A 20,454-nucleotide genomic window follows, 5' to 3' on the forward strand; every position below is an offset into this window, starting at 1 on the left:
ATGGGAAAGACAAGTAAGTATGTGACAGCTGCCGCACTTTGTTCAACTATAGTAATGGGAGGCTTACAAGCATCATCTGTATCTTATGCAGCTACAAATCCGACTACAGTGACAGCACAATCAGATGTAAAGTTATTAGATGATTTCAGAAAAGAATTAAAAAAACAGATTGATAATCGAGAAGAAAATATTACAATCACATATAAAACAAAAGATAGAAATGCTAGAAATATTATGGATCAATTGTATGGTGAGTTTAATAAAATTGTAGATGCTGATGAGTATGTAAAATATAATGTAGCGTCTACTAGATATTCTATTAAAGGAATGCCAGGGGACTATACGTTTACACTGCAAGTAAAATACCGTGAATCAAAAGAACAAACTCAATATGTAAAAGCTCAGGCGAAATCAATTGTTGGATCAATTGTAAAACCAGGGATGGATGAGCATGAGAAAGTAAAAGCTATTCACGATTACGTTGTTAAGCATGTGTCTTATGATACGTCTTATCAAGCGTATACAGCATATGAAGCATTAGCGAATCGTTCTGCCGTTTGCCAAGGATATACATTATTAACGTATGAGTTGTTAAAAGAGGCAGGTATTCAAAATCATATTGTAACAGGCACAGGAAATGGACAAGCTCACGCGTGGAATTTAGTGAACATTGAAAACAAATGGTATCACCTAGATACTACATTTGATGATCCAGTACCAGATAAAGCAGGGCGTGTAACTTACTCATATTTTAATATGTCTGACGAACAGTTAAGTAAAGATCATGAATGGGATCGTAGCAAATATCCAGCGGCAACTACAAGTTATTTTGGTGAATTAACAAATAAAATAAAAGCTGGTAGCTCAAAGACTGTCGTATATGAGCAGATGTTAAAAGAAACAAATTTACAATACTTATCTGCAGAATACGGAGCAGAAAATTATAATGAATTTAAGCAAAAGTTGCAGCAACAGTTTGCAGCCAAACCAGAAAAAGTAGAAGTACGATATAAGCAGTCCATGGATGGGACGATGCAAGATATAAAGAAAGTATTAAATGAAATAAATTGGCCAAAAGGTGCAAAGCGTGTGTCTTATCAAGTAGCGCCTTATAGTGCATTGGCTGGTTATTCATTGGCGACAATTACATTTACGTATTAAGCAATGAGAAAGAGCATCTGTAAAAGATGCTCTTTTTATATTTGTTGATCACTTTAAAATATTGGGAATTATGTGATAAAATAAAAAGGAGAGGATGTGAATGCTGAATGAACTTGTTCGAAAGTAATATTTTCACATTGATATATACTTGTTTAGTAATCGGACTTATCGTTTTGTTTTTCATATCATTTACTTTGTTTATTAGAAGAGTATTACAAAGCAGCGTTGCAAAGAAACACCACGTGATTAATATGAACCAGAAGCTAGATCGAATCATTGAATTGCTTGAAAAAGATAAAAAATAGCGATAGAAGAAGTATGAAAAGGGGAAAGAGAATGGCGAATTATATAAAAGAATTACGTGAAAAAGTAGGACATGATTATGTTTTCTTAAACTTTGCCGGTGGTTGTGTATTTAATAAAGATGGAGAAGTATTACTGCAAAAAAGAGGAGACTTTAACGCTTGGGGATTTCCAGGTGGTGCAATGGAGATAGGAGAATCAGCTGCGGAAACTGCAATCCGGGAAATAAAAGAAGAAACCGGGTATGATGTAGAAATAAATGAGCTTATTGGAGTGTATACAAAATATTTTCAATCATATCCAAATGGAGACAAGGCCCAGTCAATTGTGATGTTCTTTTCATTCTCAATAGTTGGAGGTGACAAAAAAGTAGATGGTGATGAAACGTTGGATTTGAAGTTTTTCCCGTTAGACGACATGCCACCGTTATTTTGTAAACAACATGAAGATTGCTTGCAAGATTTATTGGAGAAAAGAGTAGGGGTATATCGTTAACATATAAAAAAGAAGCTAAATGAAGATTAGCTTCTTTTTTATGTTTTATTTATTTCCACCAATCATCAAACATTGACGCTGGTACTTGTCTTTTATGCTCACTCACTGTGTAACGTTTTTCAATTTTCTCTGCAACGTCAGCTGGAACTGCTTTACCTTCTAAATAATCATCTAATTGATCATAAGTAATACCTAACTCTGTTTCGTCAGCTTGACCTGGTTTTTCATCTAATAAATCAGCTGTTGGCATTTTTAAGTAAAGTCGCTCGTCTGCACCTAACTCTTGTAATAATGCACGTCCTTGGCGCTTCGTTAATCCCGTTAATGGTAATAAATCTGCACCACCATCTCCGAATTTTGTAAAGAACCCTGTTACAGCTTCTGCAGCGTGATCTGTTCCGATAACAAGTAACCCTTTTTGTCCACCAATTGCATATTGAGTAACCATACGGATACGTGCTTTCACGTTACCTTTATTGAAATCTGTTAATGACTCACCCAATAAGTTTTCATATTGATTTGAAAAAGCATCAACAGTTGAAGCAATATCAAATGCAACAGATTGATCTGCTTGAATGAATTGTAATGCTAATTGTGCATCATCTTCATCTTTTTGTACTTTATAAGGAAGACGCACGGCAATAAACGTTACATTACCACCTTCGTTACGAATTTCTTCAACTGCAAGTTGTGCTAAGCGTCCTGCTAATGTAGAGTCTTGGCCGCCGCTAATACCAAGTACAAATCCTTTTGCGCCTGTTTTTTTTACATAATCCTTTAAGAAATCAACTCGTTTACGAATTTCAACTTTTGGATCAATTACAGGCTGAACATGTAATGCTTTCATAATCTGTTCTTGTAATGTCATTATGTTTTCCTCCTATTCATATTAAAGCGGTAAATAAGTTTATATGTATAATGGTACATACTTCTATCCTTTATTATTTCGCAAAACTAACGAATATACAATAGGATGTGTGTATGAATATGAATGTAGTCATTATAAATAAAGTACTACGTATAAGCAATTTTTTTAAACCTTTCAAAAATGTAAGGTTTTTGTCATTTGAATCGATGGAAGGTATTTCCGCACTTTACTAATATAAAAACATAGATAGTAGAAGGGCGGAGAAGTAATATGAACATTAGAGAACTAGCATATCGGAATGTAACCCGAAATAGACGGACATACTCAGCCTATTTTTTGAGTAGTGCATTTGCAATTATGGCCTTTTTTGTGTATTCATTTTTTGCGTTTCATCCGGCATTAAGTGCAGGAGAATTAGGTCAGTACGTATTCGTAAGTATGTCTTTTGCACAGTCTATTATTTACTTATTTACATTATTCTTTATTTTATATTCGATGGGAATGTTTTTAAAAACGAGAAAGCGTGAACTAGGAATTTTAATGATGCTAGGTATGACGAAATATCAATTAAAGCGTCTTATCTTTTTTGAAAATATTATGATTGGAATAGGGGCAATTATTTTTGGTATTCTTTCAGGTATGTTATTTTCAGGGGTATTACTATTTGTCGCCCCGATGATATTAAAACTAGATATCTCCTTATCCTATTACATACCGATGAAAGCAATTGTTGTAACAAGTATTATGTTTTTCATATTATTTATGATCATATCATTGTTTAGTGCAGGAATGATTCGTAAAAATAAAATTATGAAGTTGTTTAGAGGATCAGCAGAGGCAAAACCGGAACCGAAAGCATCAATCATTTCTTCAATATTAGCAGTAGTATTGCTTAGTGCTGGCTATGTAGGAGCTCTTCTATCGCATGGCGCAATGGTATTTATTATGATGATTCCTGTTACAACGGTAGTTATTATTGGGACGTATTTGTTGTACAAGCAGCTGAGTGTCTTTATTATTCGATTATGTAAAAAAAGTAAACGTTTCTATTGGACACAGACTAATATTATTACGTTATCAGATTTAGCGTATCGCATGAGAGATAACGCAAGAATGTTCTTTATTGTAACCATTATTTCTACTGTAGCATTTTCCGCAATAGGGACATTAGTCGGCTTCGCATCCATGACGAAAGGGATAATGGAGAGACCAATTGCGTTTCATTACCATTCTAAGCAAGGGAATAGTAACGAATCACAACATATACAAATGATTGACAAAGGATTAAAGAAACATAATATAGCAGCTTCAAAAACTAATATTTCGACAAAGAAAACGGAGGAACAGTCGTTAAGAAGCGCCACTTTTATAAAAGAATCAGATTATAAGGAATATGCAAAGTTAACAGGAGAACCATTTAATACTGTAGCAAATAAAGAGGTTGTATTTTTGTCAGCTGATATACCAGGGCCAGCGATGAAAGAAAGAAAAGAAATTACTTTACCCAATATGAATGAAAGTTTAAAGGTGAAAAAAGTTACTTCATCTTCATTGGGGAAAATATTAAGAGGAAATGTTTATGTAATCTCTAATAATCAATATGATTCATTACAAGATGGATTTATAGAGACAAAAGATTATATGTATAAAACTGAAAGAACGAAAGATGAGATTGAAATTGGTAAAGAGCTTACTCATCAAATTAAACCGTATCAAGAACAGTCAACGTTTAGTGCGGAAGAGTACGAACAAAACCAAAGTTTACAAATTGCAGGACCGATTTTATTTGTAGGTTTCTTTATTGGTATAGTATTTTTCGTTTGCGCAGGAAGTTTCCTTTACTTCCGTTTATTCTCCGATTTGGAGGATGATGTTCGCTTGTTCGAAATGATTCGAAAAGTTGGATTGACGAGTAGGGAATTATCGAAGGTAGTTACAATTCGATTGGCGCTTTTATTCTTCGTTCCAATTGGTGTTGCAACATTACATGGGGCAGTAGCCTTAACGGCGTTAGGGCAAATGTTTGAGTACTCATTGTTTAAAGAAAATACAGTTGTATTAAGTATTTTCATAGGTATTCAAGTTGTATACTTCTTACTTATAAGATCCCGTTATGTAAAACAATTGAAAGAGAGATTACGTATGCATTAAATGTGTTTTTTTAACTCGAGTACAAAATTTTCTAAAAAGAGGCAAGTATTGCCAAAAAGTGATAAAATGGAAAAAGCGAGGTGAAAAAAATTAATAGAGAGAAAGGGGGGAGAAATATGAAAGCAACAGGAGTTATTCGAAAAGTAGACGAATTAGGACGAATTGTTATCCCTAAAGAATTACGCGATGTATTGGGAATACAAATCAAATCACCGCTTGAAATTTTTGTAGAAGCAGATAAAATCATTTTACAAAAATATCAACCTTACAATGCTTGCCAAATCACAGGTGATGTTTCAGAGCAGAACATATCATTAGCAAATGGAAATATTACTGTTGGGATAGAGGGAGCGGAATATTTAGTAAAAGAAATAGAAAAGTTTTTAAACAAGAGTGAGGTTTAGTCTTAATTTATATTATTTTTCAAATTACATATCATTCTTTTAAAAGACTGTAAGAGGACCATTAATTGGTCCTTTTATTTTGGTTATTAGTTGAATGACCCAGGCTGTTATTTCCTATAAATCATAGGGGAAATACAAAAGTAGTATAGAGTTAGTAAATGATGTTGAGAAATATTTGAAAAGAAGGAAAACAAAAAGAATAAAACGAATGTTACATTTACACGTATTCAAAAGTGGTCTGAAATGAAAATAATACATTTTCAGGAGGGATTACGATGAGTAGTACAGTGAATAAACAAAAAGGTATACAATTGATTCCATTTACCGTAAATAAGGTTGTAGAACAAGTAAATGAAATTCCACCAGGTGTACAACTGATTCACGCTCCGCAAGTATGGGGAAAGAGTGTGAAGGGGCAAGATGTAGTCGTTGCCGTATTAGATACAGGGTGTGATACTAATCATATAGATTTAAAAGATCGTATTATCGGGGGAAGAAATTTCACAAAAGATTATGAAGCTGATCCAAATGTGTATCTTGATAATAACGGACATGGTACTCATGTCGCGGGGACGATTGCAGCAACTGAAAATGGTGTCGGTGTATTAGGAGTTGCACCACTTGCTAAAATGTTAGTATTAAAAGTTTTAGCGGGAGATGGTTCTGGAAGTTACGAGCAAATTATTGAGGCAATTCATTATGCTGTAAATTGGAGAGGGCCGAATCAAGAGAAAGTGAGAATTATTTCAATGTCACTTGGTGGTCCGCAAGATGTTCCAGAATTACATGAAGCAATTCAAAATGCGGTAAAGCAGGATGTTCTCGTCGTATGTGCTGCTGGGAATAATGGAGATTGTAATGATAATACAGAGGAACTAGATTACCCAGGTGCTTACTCGGAAGTAATTGAAGTCGGCGCTGTCAATTTAGAACGGAAAATCACATGTTTTAGTAATTCAAATCAAGAAATTGATCTAGTAGCGCCAGGTGATGAAATATTATCTACGTATCCAGATGGGAAATATGCAGTGTTAAGTGGAACTTCCATGGCGACGCCGCATGTTGCTGGAGCGCTTGCCTTGCTCATTAAACAGTGTGAGCAAGAATACGGTCGAAAGTTATCAGAGCCGGAAATATATGCACAACTTATTAAAAGAACTGTACCTTTAGGGTATGAACGTACATCCGAAGGTAATGGATTATTAGATTTATTAAAAGAATAGAGAATACTAAAAAAACATTTCATATTCATATGAAATGTTTTTTTAGTATGGTTCTGTCGTATATAATACTTCCCTATTTAAAGAGTCTTATTTTTGTTGAATACTTTTTCTTTGTTTTATTTTTTGTGACAGGAATTTTGTTTGTATTAATGATGAGGCACTTACAAAACATATCTAGTGTAGCAAGAGGAACAGGAGCCGCGCTTGCAAATGCTTCTATGTATATTGGTCAAATGATTGGTGCGGCAATAGCAGGAATGTTATTTGCAGTATCTCACAATTTTATACTTATAGGTAGTTTTACTACTTTACTATATATAGGAGCTTTATTTTTGTTTAGAAAAAGTGAAAAACTTACTGAAAGTAGTGAAACAGGAATTGCATCATAAAGCTTGTATAAATATTTCGCAAATCAGAATTAATAAGAGTGTGAATACATGAATGTGCTTTTAATTAAAGTAGTTACTAAAAGTATAGAAATAGTAGAAGAAATGTATTGTAACAAAGTTATGAGGAATCAAAAAATAAAAATCCCTATAAAGATAGGGATTTATATATCGGCATATAGTTCCTTGGAAAAGGATATACTTAGTTTAGCATATCGGACTACTTATATTTGTGAAATAGATGTGAAAGTAATGTGAAAAATGCCGAAGGAAAAAACTATTTAAATAGGGGGCAATTTAGATGGGGATATGGATTTTACATAAATGTTGTGTTATATTTCTACTTATCTGTTAATAATTACATATTTTAATTTTATTGGGGATAAAAGGGAGAGGTTTAAATGCAATGGTATTTGAAAGCTCTAAAGAATTATGGGAATTTTAGTGGTAGAGCTACGCGAAAAGAGTACTGGATTTTTAGTTTATCCAATATCGTAATTTTTTGGCTACTGTTATTTTTATCATCATTTTCAGAGGTGTTAGTTGCTATTATTGCGTTGCTATTTATGTTAGTAATGATTATACCAAGTTTTTCGGTTGGTGCACGACGATTACATGATATTGGGAAAACGGGATGGTGGCAACTATTAAATTTTGTACCGTTTGGTAGCGTTGTTTTACTTGTATTTTTTATCATTGAAAGTGAAGAAAATGACAATCAATACGGACCAAATCCGCATTCAGATTTAAAAGAAGCGATTTAATAAACTTATTTAGTTTGTAGCATTACTAGTTCAATTATTTTATCTATTATTAAAATGGTTTGCGTGGGCTAATATTATTAGGTTGATCTTTAGGTCTAGATGACTTTTGAAACTGTAAAAATGGAAAGATAAAGGCAGAGAGAATATAGCATGGAAAGAAAAAAATTCTAAATAAAAAGCACTGTTTTAGCTAATGTAGCTAAAACAGTGCTTTTCTCTTTGATTGAACAGTTGCAGCATTTTCATCATGTATACCTGCATCTTTAATAATTCGTTGTTTTGCTTTATTTAATAGATGGTTTACTGCTTCACCAAAATAGTTAGCTTCGCTTTTTGTGCGGGCTTCTCGTAAACATTTATAGTTTTCTAGCAGTTCCTCTTTTTCGGAGTTTGTTAAGAAATCTTCTATTTTCTTTTTTGTCATACGAAACACCCTTTCTCCTGACAAACGACGCAATAGAAAATATTTATTTCTCATTATAACAATAATTTTAAAAGAAAGTATACACTAACGTCGCAATAATTTGTCAATTTCTTGAATCTTCTCATCAGCTTTCCCAATTTGCGTATTTTTAGCCTGTTCGCCACCAAGAGCTTGATGTAGTAAGAAAGTTTGACCGGAAATAGCAGTTACAATGGATACTTTTATAATTTCTTTTATTGCGGTGACATCGAATAAAACGAGCCCAAGAAGTGCGGCTAGGCTACCAGTAAAAATGTCAGTTAAAAATCCAAAATGAAAAAATGTTTTCAAACGGCGTGGAAGCAATAACTTACCTTGGTTATTGATTAGATGGGAAACGAAGCCGGTAATGCCACCAACGAGAACAGCGGTTAGCCATTGATACATTTCCATCGAATCCACTCCTTTTAGTGAATAAGATTCGATTATTTTATATTGATTCCTTTTAATATTTCATATAAGCATATTGAGAAAGTTTGTTTGGGTATATTTTGTATTCAATTTAATTATAACAGAAAATTTCGAAAGGTTTCAGTCTATTATATGAATCATTTTTACAATAATATGAATGCAGAAAGGGGTGCGTGATATGAAGATAGGTTATCGAATAAGAAGTGTAGATGGTTATACAAAAACTATAGGGGAATTAGTAAGCATGCTGGAGCATACGAGGGCTGTAACATTAGGCGAAGTAAAAAATTTATTAGTTGAGCAATTAGATTTAATTATGCAGAGCAGCGGAAATTCAATTGGCGCCTTATTAAAGCATATAGCAGCTATTGAAAAAGTTCATCAGCTTATTTCATTTCAAAATCGTGACTTTACAAAAGAAGAATTAGAAATATGGGAAGATGCACTGTATTTAGGGGAAGCAGGTAGAGCGATCCGTGGTCATGAAATACAGTATTATGTACAACTTCTACAAAGTGTTCGAGAAGAATCTCTGAAGTATTTAAGTGAACAAAGTGATGAGTGGCTCATGTCAGAAAGAAAGTGGCCTAACGGTGTAATATATAACCAGCACTATCTTTGGTATCATGTGCTAGAAGATGAAATTAGTCACCGAGGACAAATTAGAATGCTCAAAAGAAAGTTGTTTGAAAATTACGTTAAATAATGTAGCTTTTTATAGGAGAATTCCATATAATGAGAGTAATTAAAAGAAGAACGGGGTGATGTATTATGGCGAAAATAACTTATATGAATAATAAACCAAATACAAAGGTGGATGGAAAGGGCGAGACTATATAAGTGAGCGCACGATCCTTCCGCTTAGCTTACACTAGGGAGGATATCAATTTGAATCAAAATATTTTAGAATCGTTCGGCTGGGATTCTTTTTTTGAGGAACAAGCTGTTGAGAACTTTGAAGTAGGACGAATTTTACTCGAGCATAAGCATATATATCGAATTATTTGTAATGATGGTGAGTATATGGCAGAACTGTCTGGGAAGTTTCGGCATGAAGCAGTTACGAAAGGCGATTATCCAGCAGTTGGTGATTGGGTGTATATAAAGAAAATAGAAGATGAAAAGAAAGCGATTATTCATCGTATTTTCCAGCGAAGAAGCTCTTTCTCAAGACAAGAGGCTGGAACAAGAACAGAAGAACAGATTATAGCAGCAAATGTAGATTATTTATTTTTAGTGAATGCACTTAATCATGATTTTAATGTTAGAAGGATGGAACGTTATTTATTATTAGCGTATGAAAGTGGCGCTATGCCAGTTATTGTTTTAACAAAGAGTAGTATATGTAATGATATAGAACAAAAAATTGTAGAAACGGAAGCTATAGCAATTGGTGTTCCTATTTTTGTTGTTGATAGTTTAGAGCATACAGGTATTGATTCGTTGAAACAATTCGTTTCTTCAGGGAAAACAATTGCTTTAGTTGGGTCATCAGGGGTAGGAAAGTCAACTTTGTTAAATGCGCTAATAGGAATTGAGGTAGCAAAAACGGGAGATATACGTGAGGAGGATAGTAGGGGAAGGCATACGACAACGCATCGAGAGTTATTCCAATTGCCAAGTGGCGCTCTCGTAATTGATACTCCCGGTATGAGGGAATTGCAACTTTGGGAAGGAAGCGAAGCGATTCAAACAACATTCTCTGATATTGAAGAACTTGCGACAACATGCCGTTTCCGTGATTGTAAGCATGAGAATGAACCAGGGTGCGCGGTGTATAGTGCAATTGAAAACGGACTTATTACGATAAATCGTTTGAAAAGCTATAAAAAATTACAAAGAGAACTGGCGTATTTTATAAGAAAACAAGATGCAATCCTTGCCAGAGCAGAGCGTGATAAGTGGAAAAAGCTTTCTAAACAACATAAAAAAATGTAAAAACCAAAGGGGCACCCTTTGGTTTTTTCTATTTGTAAATTTTATAATAATATTATTTATATATATAGACAAAGGGAAGTTAATTGTTTAAACTTTACAAAGTATTCATCATAATAGGTTATGAAAATAATAATTAGGGATTGGGAAATATTCATAATTAACTCAATTTAACTTTTAAATTTGAAAATTAGGAGGTTCATAATGGGTAAACTATTAAATTTGTTTCGTGATATGAAAGTAGCAAAAAAGCTATTAATTTCATTCTTTGTAATTTTAATTGCGGCTGTGTCTATTATCGGAGGCATGTCTTATCAAACAGCCAAAAAGAATTTTGAATCGCAAATTAAGAGTAGTGCCAACGACAATATAAAAATACTGGATAATTTAATCAATCAAATGATTGATGCAAAATTTAATGATGTGAATAATTTTGCACGGGTGATTCAGGGGAATATGTATCAAGGAGATAATCAGGATGAATTAAGAAAAATGTTATCTCAATATATAAATTTAAATAAAGATATTGAACAAGTATATGTTGCCGGAAATGATAAAAAATTTGTACAAGAACCAAATATACAAATGGCAGCAGACTATGATCCAACAGAGCGTTCTTGGTATAAAGATGCGGTTGCAAAACAAGGTGGTATTGTTGTTACTGAGCCATATAAGGCAAAAGGAAATGGACATATTGTCGTAACAATCGCAAAACAAACAGAAGATAAAAATGGAGTTGTTGCGCTAGATTTAAGTTTAGATAATTTATTAAAAACATCAAAGTTAATTAATATTGGTAAAAAAGGATATGCCTTCATTTTAGATGGAAAGCAAAAAATAATTGCTCATCCACAAGAAAAATCAGGGGAAAAAGCGGCTGATTCTTGGGCAAAGAAAATTTATGAAGATAATCACGGTGCTTTTTCATATTCTTATGGCGGTAGTGAAAAGAATATGGTATTTGCTACAAATGTAAAAACAGGTTGGAAAATTGGTGGGACGATGTACTCAAGTGAAGTAATTGAAGCTGCTCAACCTGTATTTTATAATATGTTAATTGTTATGCTTATCTCATTAGTAGTAGGCGGGGCACTTATTTATTTTGTAACACTTTCAATTACGAAGCCTTTAAAGAGATTAGTTGTTACCTCTAAAGAAATAAGCGAAGGGGATTTAACGCAAACAATTGAAATTCATTCTAATGATGAAATCGGCCAACTTGCTAAAGGTTTTAATGAGATGACGAATTCGTTACGGACGTTAATTGGAAGAATTAACGATTCAGCTGGGCATGTTGCAGCGGCATCAGAAGAGTTAACTGCAAGTGTAAGGCAAGCAAGTGAAGCGACTGAGCAAATCACAATCGCAATGGATGAAATATCAAGTGGGGCAACGACGCAAACAACAAGCGTAGAAAATGGCGCTATGTTACTGTTTGATGTAACGGAAGGAATTCAACATGTAGCAAATAGTTCATCATCTATTAATACGGCTTCTGCACATACTCGTGAAAAAGCAGAAGATGGTGGGAAACTAGTAGGAAGAACAGTAAACCAGATGCAGTCTATTGCAGAATCGGTTTCACAATCAGATGCAGTTATACAATTACTAAATAATAAATCAAAACAAATTGGTGATATTTTAGAAGTAATTCAAAATATTGCAGATCAAACAAACCTTCTAGCTCTAAATGCGGCGATTGAAGCCGCAAGAGCCGGTGAGCATGGAAGAGGTTTCGCAATTGTTGCAGATGAAGTGCGTAAATTGGCAGAGCAGTCTAGCGTATCTTCTAGTGAAATTAGTAAATTAATATGTGAAATACAAGATGATATGGGTAAGACAGTCAAATCTATGAATCATGTAAATGAGGAAGTTCAATCTGGACTTGTTATCGCAAATGAAACGAAGCAAAACTTTGCTGAAATCTTACAATCTACAAATGAAATAGCTAATCAAATTAAGACGATGGTTGAAACGGCTAATGGAATGTCAAAAGGGGCAAATGAAGTATCTATTTCGGTAGGACAAATTGCAATGACAGCACAAAATAATGCGACAAGCACACAAAATGTTGCGGCTTCAGCTGAAGAACAGCTAGCTTCGATGGAGGAAATTGGATCTGCAGCAGGCACGTTATCTCAAATGGCTGAAGAGTTGCAAGGACTAATTGACAGATTTAAAGTCTAATAGAGAACAGACTATCCCCTAGTAGCATTATGCCAATAGAGGGTAGTCTGTTTTATTGTGTAAAATCAAATGGAGATGTAAACTTCCTTTATGACGTTTAAAATGGTATTTTGCATAATGTTTGTCGAAAAATAGAGGTATTTGTTAGCTTTGTGTATAATTATTAACGTATAGAATACAAATAAAAGGAGAGTATTATGGGAGTGTATTGGGGGACAAAAAGACATTCTTGGCTTAGTTACGTCTCATTTTGGCTAAGTATTTCATTTTTTATTGTTTTTCTAATTGAAGTGTTTATATTAAAAACACTTTCGAATAGCTCGGTGCAAATTGTTAAATATTTTTATTTTATATTTGTACCAGTAAATATTTTTCTTAGTTTAAAGTTACTATTTAAGAAGAATGAAAAGAAAGCGTTACCTATTTTTAGTTTCATTGTCTCATTATTATTTGCAATTTTAATAATCGTATTAGTTTTAGCAGCTATAGGGAAGGTCTTTTGAGGGGAGTGGTATAAGTCACTCTCCTTTTTTATTTGTGGTAGTCTTACTATATATAAAAGTGTGAATGCTGTGAGCTAATAAAAGCAGAGAGTAGACAATATTTGCATGGATTAAAGTCTGTCGTTATTTGAACTTGTAAGAGTGTATGGAGTAATGAGGTAATATACATAATAATGGAGATAGAATTAGTTATTTTATAAGTATGTATGAAGCAAATGAATACGGTAAGAACGTTGATATATGGTACAATAGCTATGGATAGTGATAGAGATAAAGGGTATATAAAATACTCATCGTTTTTTAGTAAGAGAGGGGTTATCTTATGCTATACGAGGATTTGGAGACATTATTTCAAACAGCTCCGAAAGAAGATAGAGGCGGATGGAAATATATAATCCAAGAACAAAATAATACATTTAAAATTGTTGATGAAATACTGAAAAATCAAATGAGTGTCGAATTATATTTTAATGAATACGATGAGGTGAAAATCACTTTATATAAAGATGGAATTCCCATTACGACTATGCAAAGAATTGCGATTTCAAAAGTTGAATTAGACGAAGATGAAGAAGGTATTCAATTTGTTTTAGAGCGCATGCCTAGTCGAATGATTCGGTTGCAGTTAAAGCCATATTTAGCATTAGAAATGGGACCGTACTGGGAAGTATGTGATGATTGTGAATGAGCATAAAAAAGCATCCAATAACATGGATGCTTTTTTATGTTTTTTGAAGTTGTTTAAACGCAATGATTGGCAGTATAACAATACTTACCCATCCGATGATAGGATATAGAATGTGAAGTAAGTCACTGTAACCGATGTAGCTAAAGCAATAACTAATTAGTAAAATGAAGAAAATAATATTGTTATTTTTCCACCCAGTAATAGATTGCATCTGTTTTGTCATTCCGAACACATTACCAACTAAAGTTGTGAAAACTTCACCGAAAATAATGAGAACGAAAAAGAAGTGAAAAGTTGCATTAAATCTTCTTATGACTTCAGCCATTGGGATGTTATATTGGTAAAATTGATCGACTGATAAGATTGCTAAATGGCTGCATAATAAAATTAAAGAAAGTCCAGCACCACCTAAAATCCCACCCCAAAAAATAGCTTTTCGGTCCTTTACTTCACTGGCTAATGGGACGAGAACACTTTGGGCGAGAGAAAGATTTAAGGCGACATATGTAATAGGGCTAGTAATCCATTTCATATTCCAGTTCTCTGCAGGAATAGTGTTATTAATGGAAGGTGTACCGTGAAAAAAGGTTGTAATAGCAAGTCCGATAATAAAAATCATCATAATAGGTACGACAAGTGTATTTACTTCAAAAACACCTTGTAATCCGCGGCTACTTATAATAAGACAAGCGATAACTGTAATAAGAATACCGAGTTGTCTTGGTAAGCGAAGTTGCTCTTCAAATACTGCACCAGCCCCTGATAACATAACGCTCGTTACGCCGAATAAAACGAGTAATAATAATGTGTTTACAACATTCCCAAATACATCCCCAAATAAATATTTGTTAAATTCTTGCGCTGAAAATGCCCCGATTTGTGATGAAAGTAACATCATCTTTGTGCCAAGCCAAATAAAAAAAAATCCACTTACACATATGCCAATTGTCCCGTATAATCCATTCACTGTGAAAAATTCAACAATTTCTCGTCCAGTAGCAAATCCAGCTCCAACGACAGTTCCGATATAAGTAGCGGCTACTTTCTTTGCTACTTGCCATTGTTGATTGTCCATGTTATCCCTCTTTCTACTATGATGAGCTTGATGTACTATTATGCATATGTATGAGCTTGGACAATTAGACGTATGAAGTGTTTGAAAAAATACATGAATTTAATGATATTAGGGAAGCATTAAAGGTGTTAAAACTTTGTTACATATAAGCCAATTGTTCGAAAGGAAAGGGAATGTATGGTAAAATGTAATTAGGTTATTAAAAGATAAACATTACAAAATGATAAGAGGAGTGATTGTATGAGTACGAAAACAAATGTTGTTGAAGTATTAAACAAGCAGGTAGCAAACTGGAATGTGTTATATGTTAAACTACATAATTATCACTGGTATGTGACAGGGCCACACTTCTTTACATTACATGAGAAATTTGAAGAGTTTTATAATGAGGCTGGAACGTATATTGATGAGTTAGCAGAACGTATTTTAGCTTTAGAAGGTAAACCATTAGCGACAATGAAAGAATATCTCGCAACATCTAGTGTCAGCGAAGGGACAAGCAAAGAATCTGCAGAAGAAATGGTGCAAACATTAGTGAATGATTATTCTGCACTTATTCAAGAATTAAAAGAAGGTATGGAAGTTGCAGGTGAAGCTGGTGATGAAACATCAGCTGACATGCTGTTAGCAATTCATACAACATTAGAACAGCATGTATGGATGCTAAGTGCATTCTTAAAATAACGATAAATATAATAGAAACCCATTGAAAAATTATTTCAATGGGTTTTTTTATGATTTTTCAGTTTTCTTTTATGCTATAATATAGTAAAAAGGAGGCGATGCGATGTTTCGCTTTTTCAGAACTGGAAAAGAAGAGCGGGAAATTACGAAAGATGAATTAGAACAAGCGATGGCTCAGTTTTTAGAAACGAATGCTAATATCGTTTATACAGTATTAGTAAATGAAGATTATACAGTAAATTATGATTTGTTAAAACCGTATTTACCTGCATTTCCAACAAATGATTTTCTCATAACGAAGGAAACGCTTGAGGTATTTGAACATACAGCAGAAAATTTAAGCCTAGTGAAAGAAATTGATGTCGTACAAAAAGCAGTAGACCAATACGTAACAGAAAAAGAAATGTTCCCAATTGTTGAAGGTAGCGAAGATCGCCTCATATGCGGAATGAAGCTAGGACCTTACTTAAATCGTAGCTTAAAAAGAGACTTATATATTTCAGAAAAACATTATTTAGTTTCAAGTAAACCAGATAGAAAAAAACAAAAGAGCGGGTAGATGTAATGAAAACAACAATACATATATTGTTGTCTTTTTTTGTTTGTTAAAATATTGATTTTTCAGTCTATTATTATTTATACTAAATGTATTGGACAGGGAAGAGTAACTATTAAGCATCATTTTGAGAATAAGGTATTGTTAGCGTGGGTTATACAAAGTGGTATAAAGATTCGCAAAAAATATTATAAAAGGTTTCGGGGGAATTGGTACATGAAAAATAGCATGACTTACATTCAATTATTAAATGAAACGTTACGTTGTTATGCAAATAAAGGAAGTTTTGAAGCGTACAATTATATAATGGAAAACGCTACAGGTGTAATAGGGAATGAGGCGCAAATATATAATTTTAAGTATGCACTCGCAAGTGCATCGGGACTTGAAAAAGAAGCATTACATTTAATGAGAGAGGCCATTATAGAAAAGGGATTCTGGTATGGAAATGAGTATTTAATTTCCGACGAAGATTTAAAATCACTACATAAATTTGAAGAATTTCATACAATGGTGCAATTATGTAAAGAAAGAGAAGAATTAGCACATAAAAAGGAAAGACCAGATGTGAAATATATATACAGCAAGAAAGAAGGAAATCTACTACTTACATTGCACGGTGACCAAGAAAATATTCAAATAGTAGAGCCATATTGGAAATCAGTTTTGACACAAGATTACACGTTAGCTTTACCACAGTCTTCACAAATTCAGTTTTCAGATGGATTTGTTTGGGATGATATAGAGAGAGGGAAAGAAGAATTAAAAGGGCATTACAATAAGTTTATAGAAAACCATACAGTAGAAAATGTAATCATTGGTGGTTTTTCTGCAGGGGCAAGAGTAGCTTTATATACGATTTTGCAAAAAGATATAGAGGTTGATGGTTTTGTTTTTATGGCACCATGGCTTCCCGAGATTGAAGAATGGGATGAGTTGCTAAGAGTGCTGCAGGATAAACATATAAAAGGATATATAGTATGCGGGGATCAAGATGAAGATTGTTTCGAATCCACGCAGCAATTTGTACAACTATTAAGAGAGAAGAATATAGAACATAAGTATAAAGTTGTGCCTGACTTAGATCATGATTATCCTATTAACTTTGAAGAGCTATTAAAAGAAGCTATTGAATATATAGGAAATGAAAACAATAAGTAGTAAGAAAAAGAGATGCATCATATGTGATGCATCTCTTTTTAGAATTATAAATTAAAAGCATTTGCTAATAAGCGATAAGACTTTAATTTATGTTCAAATTGATGAGTAATCGTGACAATCATAAATTCGTCAGTATTGTATGCTTTGCTTAAGTTTATTATTTTTTCTTTTACAGAAGACGGATCACCAACAATCATACGTTGACGATTTTCTTTTATACGGAATAAATCATAAGCGCTGTATGAATAATTTTGAGCAGTTTCAATAGAAGGTGTACCAGTAGTTCGTTTTCCTTGCTCTAATAATAAGATTGATAAATCTAAACTAGAAGCAATTTTTTCCGCTTCTTCATTTGTTTCTCCGCATATAACAAAGATGGCAACGATTGAATTAGGCTTATCTCCTAAAAATGAAGGCTGATATTGTTCTTGGTAAGCCCTCATAACTTCAGGGCCTCCGAAGCCGTTAATAAATTGTGCAAATGCGAAAGAAGCTCCGTTGTTTGCAGCAATTTTAGCGCTCTCTCCGCTAGAACCGAGCATCCACATTTCAGGAGACGTTGGGATAACTGGAGTGGCTTTTAAGTTTGCATAGTGATGGTTTTCTGGTACTTGATCATGTAAGTACATTGCAACGTCTGCAATTTGTTCTGGATATTGATCAAGTGAGACCATTTTCCCTTCTTGAAGTGCGCGAGTTGCTATTGGCATACCACCAGGAGCTCTACCAACACCGAGATCGATGCGGTTCGGATACAATGCTTCTAGAACACGGAAATTCTCAGCAACTTTATATGGGCTATAATGCGGTAACATAACACCACCTGAACCGACTCTAATACGGTCCGTTTTAGCGGCAATATGAGAAATAAGTATTTCTGGACTTGAACCAGCTAAGCTTACGGAATTATGATGTTCGGATACCCAAAAACGTGTGAATCCGAGTTTTTCAACTTCTTGTGCAAGCGTAACTGTATGTGAAAAAGCTTGGGCTGCTGTGCTACCATCTGAAATAGGTGATTGGTCTAATACACTTAACTTGATCATAGAATATACCTCTCAATCTTAATGTACATCCTATTATATATTTACTTATGAAAAATGCGTAGTGAAATGCTCAAAATGAAAAGCGGATAATCTTATTTCCGCTTTTAACGAGAAAATCCGCGTTCATAATGATTCATTTCGACTAGATTTAAAATATATTCATAGTTGTCAATTTCACGTTTTAGTTGTTCACGTTCTTTTTCAGATAGTGTCATATTGCTAAGTTTTTTACATAAGTTTTGTTTCTTTAATTCTAAATGCTTTTTTGTAGCGTGGTAATCATAAGTATGTTTCATTTTTTAGTCACTCCTTCGTTGCGGTTGTTATATTATACGAGGCATAAAGAAATATGAAATCTGTCTCTTATGTACTTTTAGTGAATATTCAAATTGCAATGGTGTTATGTTTATGGGGATTTATGAATAAAATGCACTAAACCACTAACGTCCATTTGATGAAGTAAGGGGTGGAATTGTGCAGAAAGATATAATGTATAACACTGAAATGGATGAAGCGTTAAAAGTTATAGATAAAGGATTGAATAAGACGACAAGCCCAAAACAGATTATTGTAGTGGGAGCTGGTATGGCTGGGTTAGTTTCAGCCTCTTTATTAAAGGCTGCAGGACATGATGTGAAAATTTTTGAAGCAAATAACCGGGTAGGTGGCCGTATAGAAACGGTTAGAATGGAAGATACCGGATTATATTTAGATGTTGGAGCAATGAGGATTCCATATTCGCATACATTAACGATGACATATATAAGAAAATTTGGGCTACAGGTGAGACCTTTTATTAATAGGAATGAGACGGATATTATATACGTAAATGGACGGAAAACGACGTTAAAACAATATGAAAAAGATCCAAGTATTCTAAGATATCCTGTGGAAATGAATGAAGTTGGAAAAACGTCAGAGGAATTATTATTGTTAGCGGTACAGCCCATTATAAATTTTATAAAAAAGAACCCAGAAAAAAATTGGGACGTTGTAGTAAAGGATTTTGGAAGATACTCTACGGGGCAATTTTTAAAGTATCATCCTTATCAGTATAATACTTACTTTTCGCCAGTAACAATTGAGATGATTGGTGTTCTATTAGATTTAGAAGGTTTTTTGGAACGATCGTTTGTAGAGACTTTACGCTTTCTATACATTATGCAAGAGGAGAGCGGATTTTGTGAAATTGTGGGCGGGAACGATAGATTGCCAAAGTCATTTTTACCGCAATTAGAAGAGAATATTATATATAATCAAAAATTAATGAAGCTACATCAACACGATAATGGTGTGACAGCTTTCTATCGGAACGAGGAAACTTTTGAATATAGTAGTATTACAGGAGATTTAGTTATTGTTACCATTCCGTTTTCGACAATGCGTTTTGTAGAAGTAGATCCGTTTGATTCTATATCTCATGAAAAATGGAAAGCAATTCGTGAATTACATTATATGCCTGCGACGAAAATAGGAATTCAATTTAAAAGCCGATTTTGGGAAGAACAAGGACAATTAGGCGGCAGAATTATAACAGATTTGCCAATTCGTTATGCCTATTATCCAAGTTATGGAATTGGGCAGAAAGGACCGGCTATGATGTTAGGTAGCTATACATGGTCTTATGACGCGTTGTTATGGGATGGTTTATCAAAAGGTGATCGTATTTATTACGCATTACACAACTTAGCAACAATATTAGGTGGTCAAGTGTATGATGAGTTCATATCTGGAATATCAAAAAGCTGGACATTGGATCCGTATGCGCTTGGAGGATTTGCACTTTTTCAAGCAGGTCAAGAATCTGAGTTGCAACCAGCGATTGTCAAACCAGAGGGGAGAATATTCTTCGCTGGAGATCATACAACGCTATATCACGGATGGATTCAAGGTGCGATTGAATCTGGAATTCGTGTAGCGGTGGAAGTGAATGAGTAAAAGGTTTTCAATTCAGAAAATTCTTTACTATATAACTTGAGATGGATATTAT

Annotated in this window: 23 protein-coding genes and 2 pseudogenes; 19 read left to right on the plus strand and 6 right to left on the minus strand. The window is 33.8% G+C overall.

Translation table 11 applies throughout. From position 1 onward, the window contains the following. From ACTL4X_RS09770 to ACTL4X_RS09780, 3 genes are all read left to right on the plus strand, one after another. A complete protein-coding gene (locus tag ACTL4X_RS09770; protein WP_000520865.1) occupies nucleotides 1-1,161 on the plus strand; it encodes a transglutaminase domain-containing protein in 1,161 nt (386 codons plus the stop codon). Nucleotides 1,162-1,268: 107 nt separating this feature from the next. Then, nucleotides 1,269-1,466 carry a DUF4083 domain-containing protein gene (locus tag ACTL4X_RS09775; protein WP_001048104.1) on the plus strand — a complete coding sequence of 66 codons (198 nt, stop codon included), beginning with the start codon at nucleotides 1,269-1,271 and terminating at the stop codon, nucleotides 1,464-1,466. Between the two features lie 31 nt (nucleotides 1,467-1,497). Then, nucleotides 1,498-1,959, plus strand: a complete 462-nt coding sequence (locus ACTL4X_RS09780) for an NUDIX hydrolase (protein WP_000024992.1) — start codon at nucleotides 1,498-1,500, stop codon at nucleotides 1,957-1,959. A gap of 49 nt (nucleotides 1,960-2,008) precedes the next feature. Here the strand turns inward: ACTL4X_RS09780 and nadE are convergent, their stop codons facing one another. Further along, nucleotides 2,009-2,827, minus strand: coding sequence for an ammonia-dependent NAD(+) synthetase (nadE, locus tag ACTL4X_RS09785; RefSeq protein WP_000174904.1), 819 nt, complete (start codon nucleotides 2,825-2,827; stop codon nucleotides 2,009-2,011). A gap of 270 nt (nucleotides 2,828-3,097) precedes the next feature. Here nadE and ACTL4X_RS09790 point away from each other — a divergent pair, with 270 nt between their 5' ends. From ACTL4X_RS09790 to ACTL4X_RS09815, 6 genes and pseudogenes are all read left to right on the plus strand, one after another. Continuing rightward, nucleotides 3,098-4,978 carry an FtsX-like permease family protein gene (locus tag ACTL4X_RS09790; protein ID WP_001026005.1) on the plus strand — a complete coding sequence of 627 codons (1,881 nt, stop codon included), beginning with the start codon at nucleotides 3,098-3,100 and terminating at the stop codon, nucleotides 4,976-4,978. A 116-nt stretch (nucleotides 4,979-5,094) separates the two neighbouring features. Next, nucleotides 5,095-5,382: an AbrB/MazE/SpoVT family DNA-binding domain-containing protein gene (locus ACTL4X_RS09795; protein ID WP_000648324.1), complete on the plus strand. Its 288-nt coding sequence runs from the start codon at nucleotides 5,095-5,097 to the stop codon at nucleotides 5,380-5,382. Nucleotides 5,383-5,657: 275 nt separating this feature from the next. After that, complete coding sequence (locus ACTL4X_RS09800) at nucleotides 5,658-6,605, plus strand: serine protease (protein WP_000099762.1); 948 nt, start codon at nucleotides 5,658-5,660, stop codon at nucleotides 6,603-6,605. A gap of 41 nt (nucleotides 6,606-6,646) precedes the next feature. Next, nucleotides 6,647-6,994: pseudogene (locus ACTL4X_RS09805) on the plus strand (MFS transporter); the annotation flags it as partial. A 48-nt stretch (nucleotides 6,995-7,042) separates the two neighbouring features. Continuing rightward, a complete protein-coding gene (locus ACTL4X_RS09810) occupies nucleotides 7,043-7,249 on the plus strand; it encodes a hypothetical protein (RefSeq protein ID WP_001101741.1) in 207 nt (68 codons plus the stop codon). Between the two features lie 143 nt (nucleotides 7,250-7,392). After that, nucleotides 7,393-7,755 (plus strand): DUF805 domain-containing protein, encoded by a 363-nt coding sequence (locus tag ACTL4X_RS09815; RefSeq protein WP_001198796.1) that lies wholly within the window; start codon nucleotides 7,393-7,395, stop codon nucleotides 7,753-7,755. Between the two features lie 199 nt (nucleotides 7,756-7,954). On the opposite strand, the gene ACTL4X_RS09820 is transcribed toward ACTL4X_RS09815, so the two are convergent. Then, complete coding sequence (locus ACTL4X_RS09820; RefSeq protein WP_000162602.1) at nucleotides 7,955-8,179, minus strand: hypothetical protein; 225 nt, start codon at nucleotides 8,177-8,179, stop codon at nucleotides 7,955-7,957. Between the two features lie 84 nt (nucleotides 8,180-8,263). Beyond that, the gene (locus ACTL4X_RS09825) at nucleotides 8,264-8,611 is read right to left on the minus strand and encodes a DUF4257 domain-containing protein (RefSeq protein ID WP_000426317.1); all 348 of its coding nucleotides are present in this window, start codon (nucleotides 8,609-8,611) and stop codon (nucleotides 8,264-8,266) included. A gap of 196 nt (nucleotides 8,612-8,807) precedes the next feature. Between ACTL4X_RS09825 and ACTL4X_RS09830 the strand changes: the two genes are divergently transcribed. The 6 genes and pseudogenes from ACTL4X_RS09830 to ACTL4X_RS09855 all read left to right on the plus strand — a co-directional run bounded on the left by ACTL4X_RS09830 (nucleotide 8,808) and on the right by ACTL4X_RS09855 (nucleotide 13,942). Beyond that, entirely contained in the window at nucleotides 8,808-9,335 is a 528-nt protein-coding gene (locus ACTL4X_RS09830) for a DinB family protein (protein WP_000690662.1), read from the plus strand. Between the two features lie 182 nt (nucleotides 9,336-9,517). Then, nucleotides 9,518-10,567, plus strand: a complete 1,050-nt coding sequence (rsgA, locus tag ACTL4X_RS09835) for a ribosome small subunit-dependent GTPase A (protein WP_001073051.1) — start codon at nucleotides 9,518-9,520, stop codon at nucleotides 10,565-10,567. A gap of 303 nt (nucleotides 10,568-10,870) precedes the next feature. Further along, a pseudogene (locus ACTL4X_RS09840) lies at nucleotides 10,871-11,809 on the plus strand (HAMP domain-containing protein); the annotation flags it as partial. 123 nt (nucleotides 11,810-11,932) lie between these two features. Further along, complete coding sequence (locus ACTL4X_RS09845) at nucleotides 11,933-12,751, plus strand: methyl-accepting chemotaxis protein (RefSeq protein WP_406741423.1); 819 nt, start codon at nucleotides 11,933-11,935, stop codon at nucleotides 12,749-12,751. A gap of 197 nt (nucleotides 12,752-12,948) precedes the next feature. Beyond that, the gene (locus tag ACTL4X_RS09850) at nucleotides 12,949-13,254 is read left to right on the plus strand and encodes a hypothetical protein (RefSeq protein WP_000539569.1); all 306 of its coding nucleotides are present in this window, start codon (nucleotides 12,949-12,951) and stop codon (nucleotides 13,252-13,254) included. Nucleotides 13,255-13,576: 322 nt separating this feature from the next. After that, the gene (locus tag ACTL4X_RS09855) at nucleotides 13,577-13,942 is read left to right on the plus strand and encodes a DUF3979 family protein (protein WP_000965068.1); all 366 of its coding nucleotides are present in this window, start codon (nucleotides 13,577-13,579) and stop codon (nucleotides 13,940-13,942) included. A 34-nt stretch (nucleotides 13,943-13,976) separates the two neighbouring features. Here ACTL4X_RS09855 and ACTL4X_RS09860 read toward each other — a convergent pair whose 3' ends face one another. After that, on the minus strand, nucleotides 13,977-15,017 hold the full coding sequence (locus ACTL4X_RS09860; protein WP_000370204.1) for a YkvI family membrane protein: 1,041 nt from the start codon (nucleotides 15,015-15,017) through the stop codon (nucleotides 13,977-13,979). A 240-nt stretch (nucleotides 15,018-15,257) separates the two neighbouring features. Here ACTL4X_RS09860 and ACTL4X_RS09865 point away from each other — a divergent pair, with 240 nt between their 5' ends. The 3 genes from ACTL4X_RS09865 (at nucleotide 15,258) to ACTL4X_RS09875 (ending at nucleotide 17,418) form a co-directional block, all read left to right on the plus strand. After that, nucleotides 15,258-15,701 carry a Dps family protein gene (locus ACTL4X_RS09865; RefSeq protein WP_000105199.1) on the plus strand — a complete coding sequence of 148 codons (444 nt, stop codon included), beginning with the start codon at nucleotides 15,258-15,260 and terminating at the stop codon, nucleotides 15,699-15,701. Between the two features lie 103 nt (nucleotides 15,702-15,804). Continuing rightward, nucleotides 15,805-16,260, plus strand: coding sequence for a DUF3939 domain-containing protein (locus ACTL4X_RS09870; RefSeq protein ID WP_000488210.1), 456 nt, complete (start codon nucleotides 15,805-15,807; stop codon nucleotides 16,258-16,260). Between the two features lie 213 nt (nucleotides 16,261-16,473). Continuing rightward, nucleotides 16,474-17,418 (plus strand): alpha/beta hydrolase, encoded by a 945-nt coding sequence (locus tag ACTL4X_RS09875; RefSeq protein WP_000798317.1) that lies wholly within the window; start codon nucleotides 16,474-16,476, stop codon nucleotides 17,416-17,418. Nucleotides 17,419-17,462: 44 nt separating this feature from the next. Here ACTL4X_RS09875 and ACTL4X_RS09880 read toward each other — a convergent pair whose 3' ends face one another. Further along, nucleotides 17,463-18,464, minus strand: a complete 1,002-nt coding sequence (locus ACTL4X_RS09880) for an LLM class flavin-dependent oxidoreductase (RefSeq protein ID WP_000594045.1) — start codon at nucleotides 18,462-18,464, stop codon at nucleotides 17,463-17,465. A gap of 104 nt (nucleotides 18,465-18,568) precedes the next feature. Next, complete coding sequence (locus ACTL4X_RS09885; RefSeq protein WP_000683368.1) at nucleotides 18,569-18,760, minus strand: DUF3896 domain-containing protein; 192 nt, start codon at nucleotides 18,758-18,760, stop codon at nucleotides 18,569-18,571. 178 nt (nucleotides 18,761-18,938) lie between these two features. Between ACTL4X_RS09885 and ACTL4X_RS09890 the strand changes: the two genes are divergently transcribed. After that, nucleotides 18,939-20,402: a flavin monoamine oxidase family protein gene (locus tag ACTL4X_RS09890; protein WP_001168130.1), complete on the plus strand. Its 1,464-nt coding sequence runs from the start codon at nucleotides 18,939-18,941 to the stop codon at nucleotides 20,400-20,402. Nucleotides 20,403-20,454: the final 52 nt, after the last annotated feature.

Origin of the sequence: Bacillus sp. RE35 (assembly GCF_052146655.1) — a bacterium.
Lineage (GTDB): Bacteria > Bacillota > Bacilli > Bacillales > Bacillaceae_G > Bacillus_A > Bacillus_A cereus.

Coding starts and splice junctions, on each gene's coding strand:
- ACTL4X_RS09850 (WP_000539569.1), top strand. CDS start 12,949: ATGGGAGTGTATTGGGGGACAAAAAGACATTCTTGGCTTAGTTACGTC.
- ACTL4X_RS09825 (WP_000426317.1), bottom strand. CDS start 8,611: ATGGAAATGTATCAATGGCTAACCGCTGTTCTCGTTGGTGGCATTACC.
- ACTL4X_RS09800 (WP_000099762.1), top strand. CDS start 5,658: ATGAGTAGTACAGTGAATAAACAAAAAGGTATACAATTGATTCCATTT.
- ACTL4X_RS09880 (WP_000594045.1), bottom strand. CDS start 18,464: ATGATCAAGTTAAGTGTATTAGACCAATCACCTATTTCAGATGGTAGC.
- ACTL4X_RS09780 (WP_000024992.1), top strand. CDS start 1,498: ATGGCGAATTATATAAAAGAATTACGTGAAAAAGTAGGACATGATTAT.
- ACTL4X_RS09790 (WP_001026005.1), top strand. CDS start 3,098: ATGAACATTAGAGAACTAGCATATCGGAATGTAACCCGAAATAGACGG.
- ACTL4X_RS09865 (WP_000105199.1), top strand. CDS start 15,258: ATGAGTACGAAAACAAATGTTGTTGAAGTATTAAACAAGCAGGTAGCA.
- ACTL4X_RS09870 (WP_000488210.1), top strand. CDS start 15,805: ATGTTTCGCTTTTTCAGAACTGGAAAAGAAGAGCGGGAAATTACGAAA.
- nadE (WP_000174904.1), bottom strand. CDS start 2,827: ATGACATTACAAGAACAGATTATGAAAGCATTACATGTTCAGCCTGTA.
- ACTL4X_RS09775 (WP_001048104.1), top strand. CDS start 1,269: ATGAACTTGTTCGAAAGTAATATTTTCACATTGATATATACTTGTTTA.
- ACTL4X_RS09855 (WP_000965068.1), top strand. CDS start 13,577: ATGCTATACGAGGATTTGGAGACATTATTTCAAACAGCTCCGAAAGAA.
- ACTL4X_RS09875 (WP_000798317.1), top strand. CDS start 16,474: ATGAAAAATAGCATGACTTACATTCAATTATTAAATGAAACGTTACGT.
- ACTL4X_RS09810 (WP_001101741.1), top strand. CDS start 7,043: ATGAATGTGCTTTTAATTAAAGTAGTTACTAAAAGTATAGAAATAGTA.
- ACTL4X_RS09770 (WP_000520865.1), top strand. CDS start 1: ATGGGAAAGACAAGTAAGTATGTGACAGCTGCCGCACTTTGTTCAACT.
- ACTL4X_RS09795 (WP_000648324.1), top strand. CDS start 5,095: ATGAAAGCAACAGGAGTTATTCGAAAAGTAGACGAATTAGGACGAATT.
- ACTL4X_RS09845 (WP_406741423.1), top strand. CDS start 11,933: ATGGATGAAATATCAAGTGGGGCAACGACGCAAACAACAAGCGTAGAA.
- ACTL4X_RS09815 (WP_001198796.1), top strand. CDS start 7,393: ATGCAATGGTATTTGAAAGCTCTAAAGAATTATGGGAATTTTAGTGGT.
- ACTL4X_RS09820 (WP_000162602.1), bottom strand. CDS start 8,179: ATGACAAAAAAGAAAATAGAAGATTTCTTAACAAACTCCGAAAAAGAG.
- ACTL4X_RS09860 (WP_000370204.1), bottom strand. CDS start 15,017: ATGGACAATCAACAATGGCAAGTAGCAAAGAAAGTAGCCGCTACTTAT.
- ACTL4X_RS09885 (WP_000683368.1), bottom strand. CDS start 18,760: ATGAAACATACTTATGATTACCACGCTACAAAAAAGCATTTAGAATTA.
- ACTL4X_RS09830 (WP_000690662.1), top strand. CDS start 8,808: ATGAAGATAGGTTATCGAATAAGAAGTGTAGATGGTTATACAAAAACT.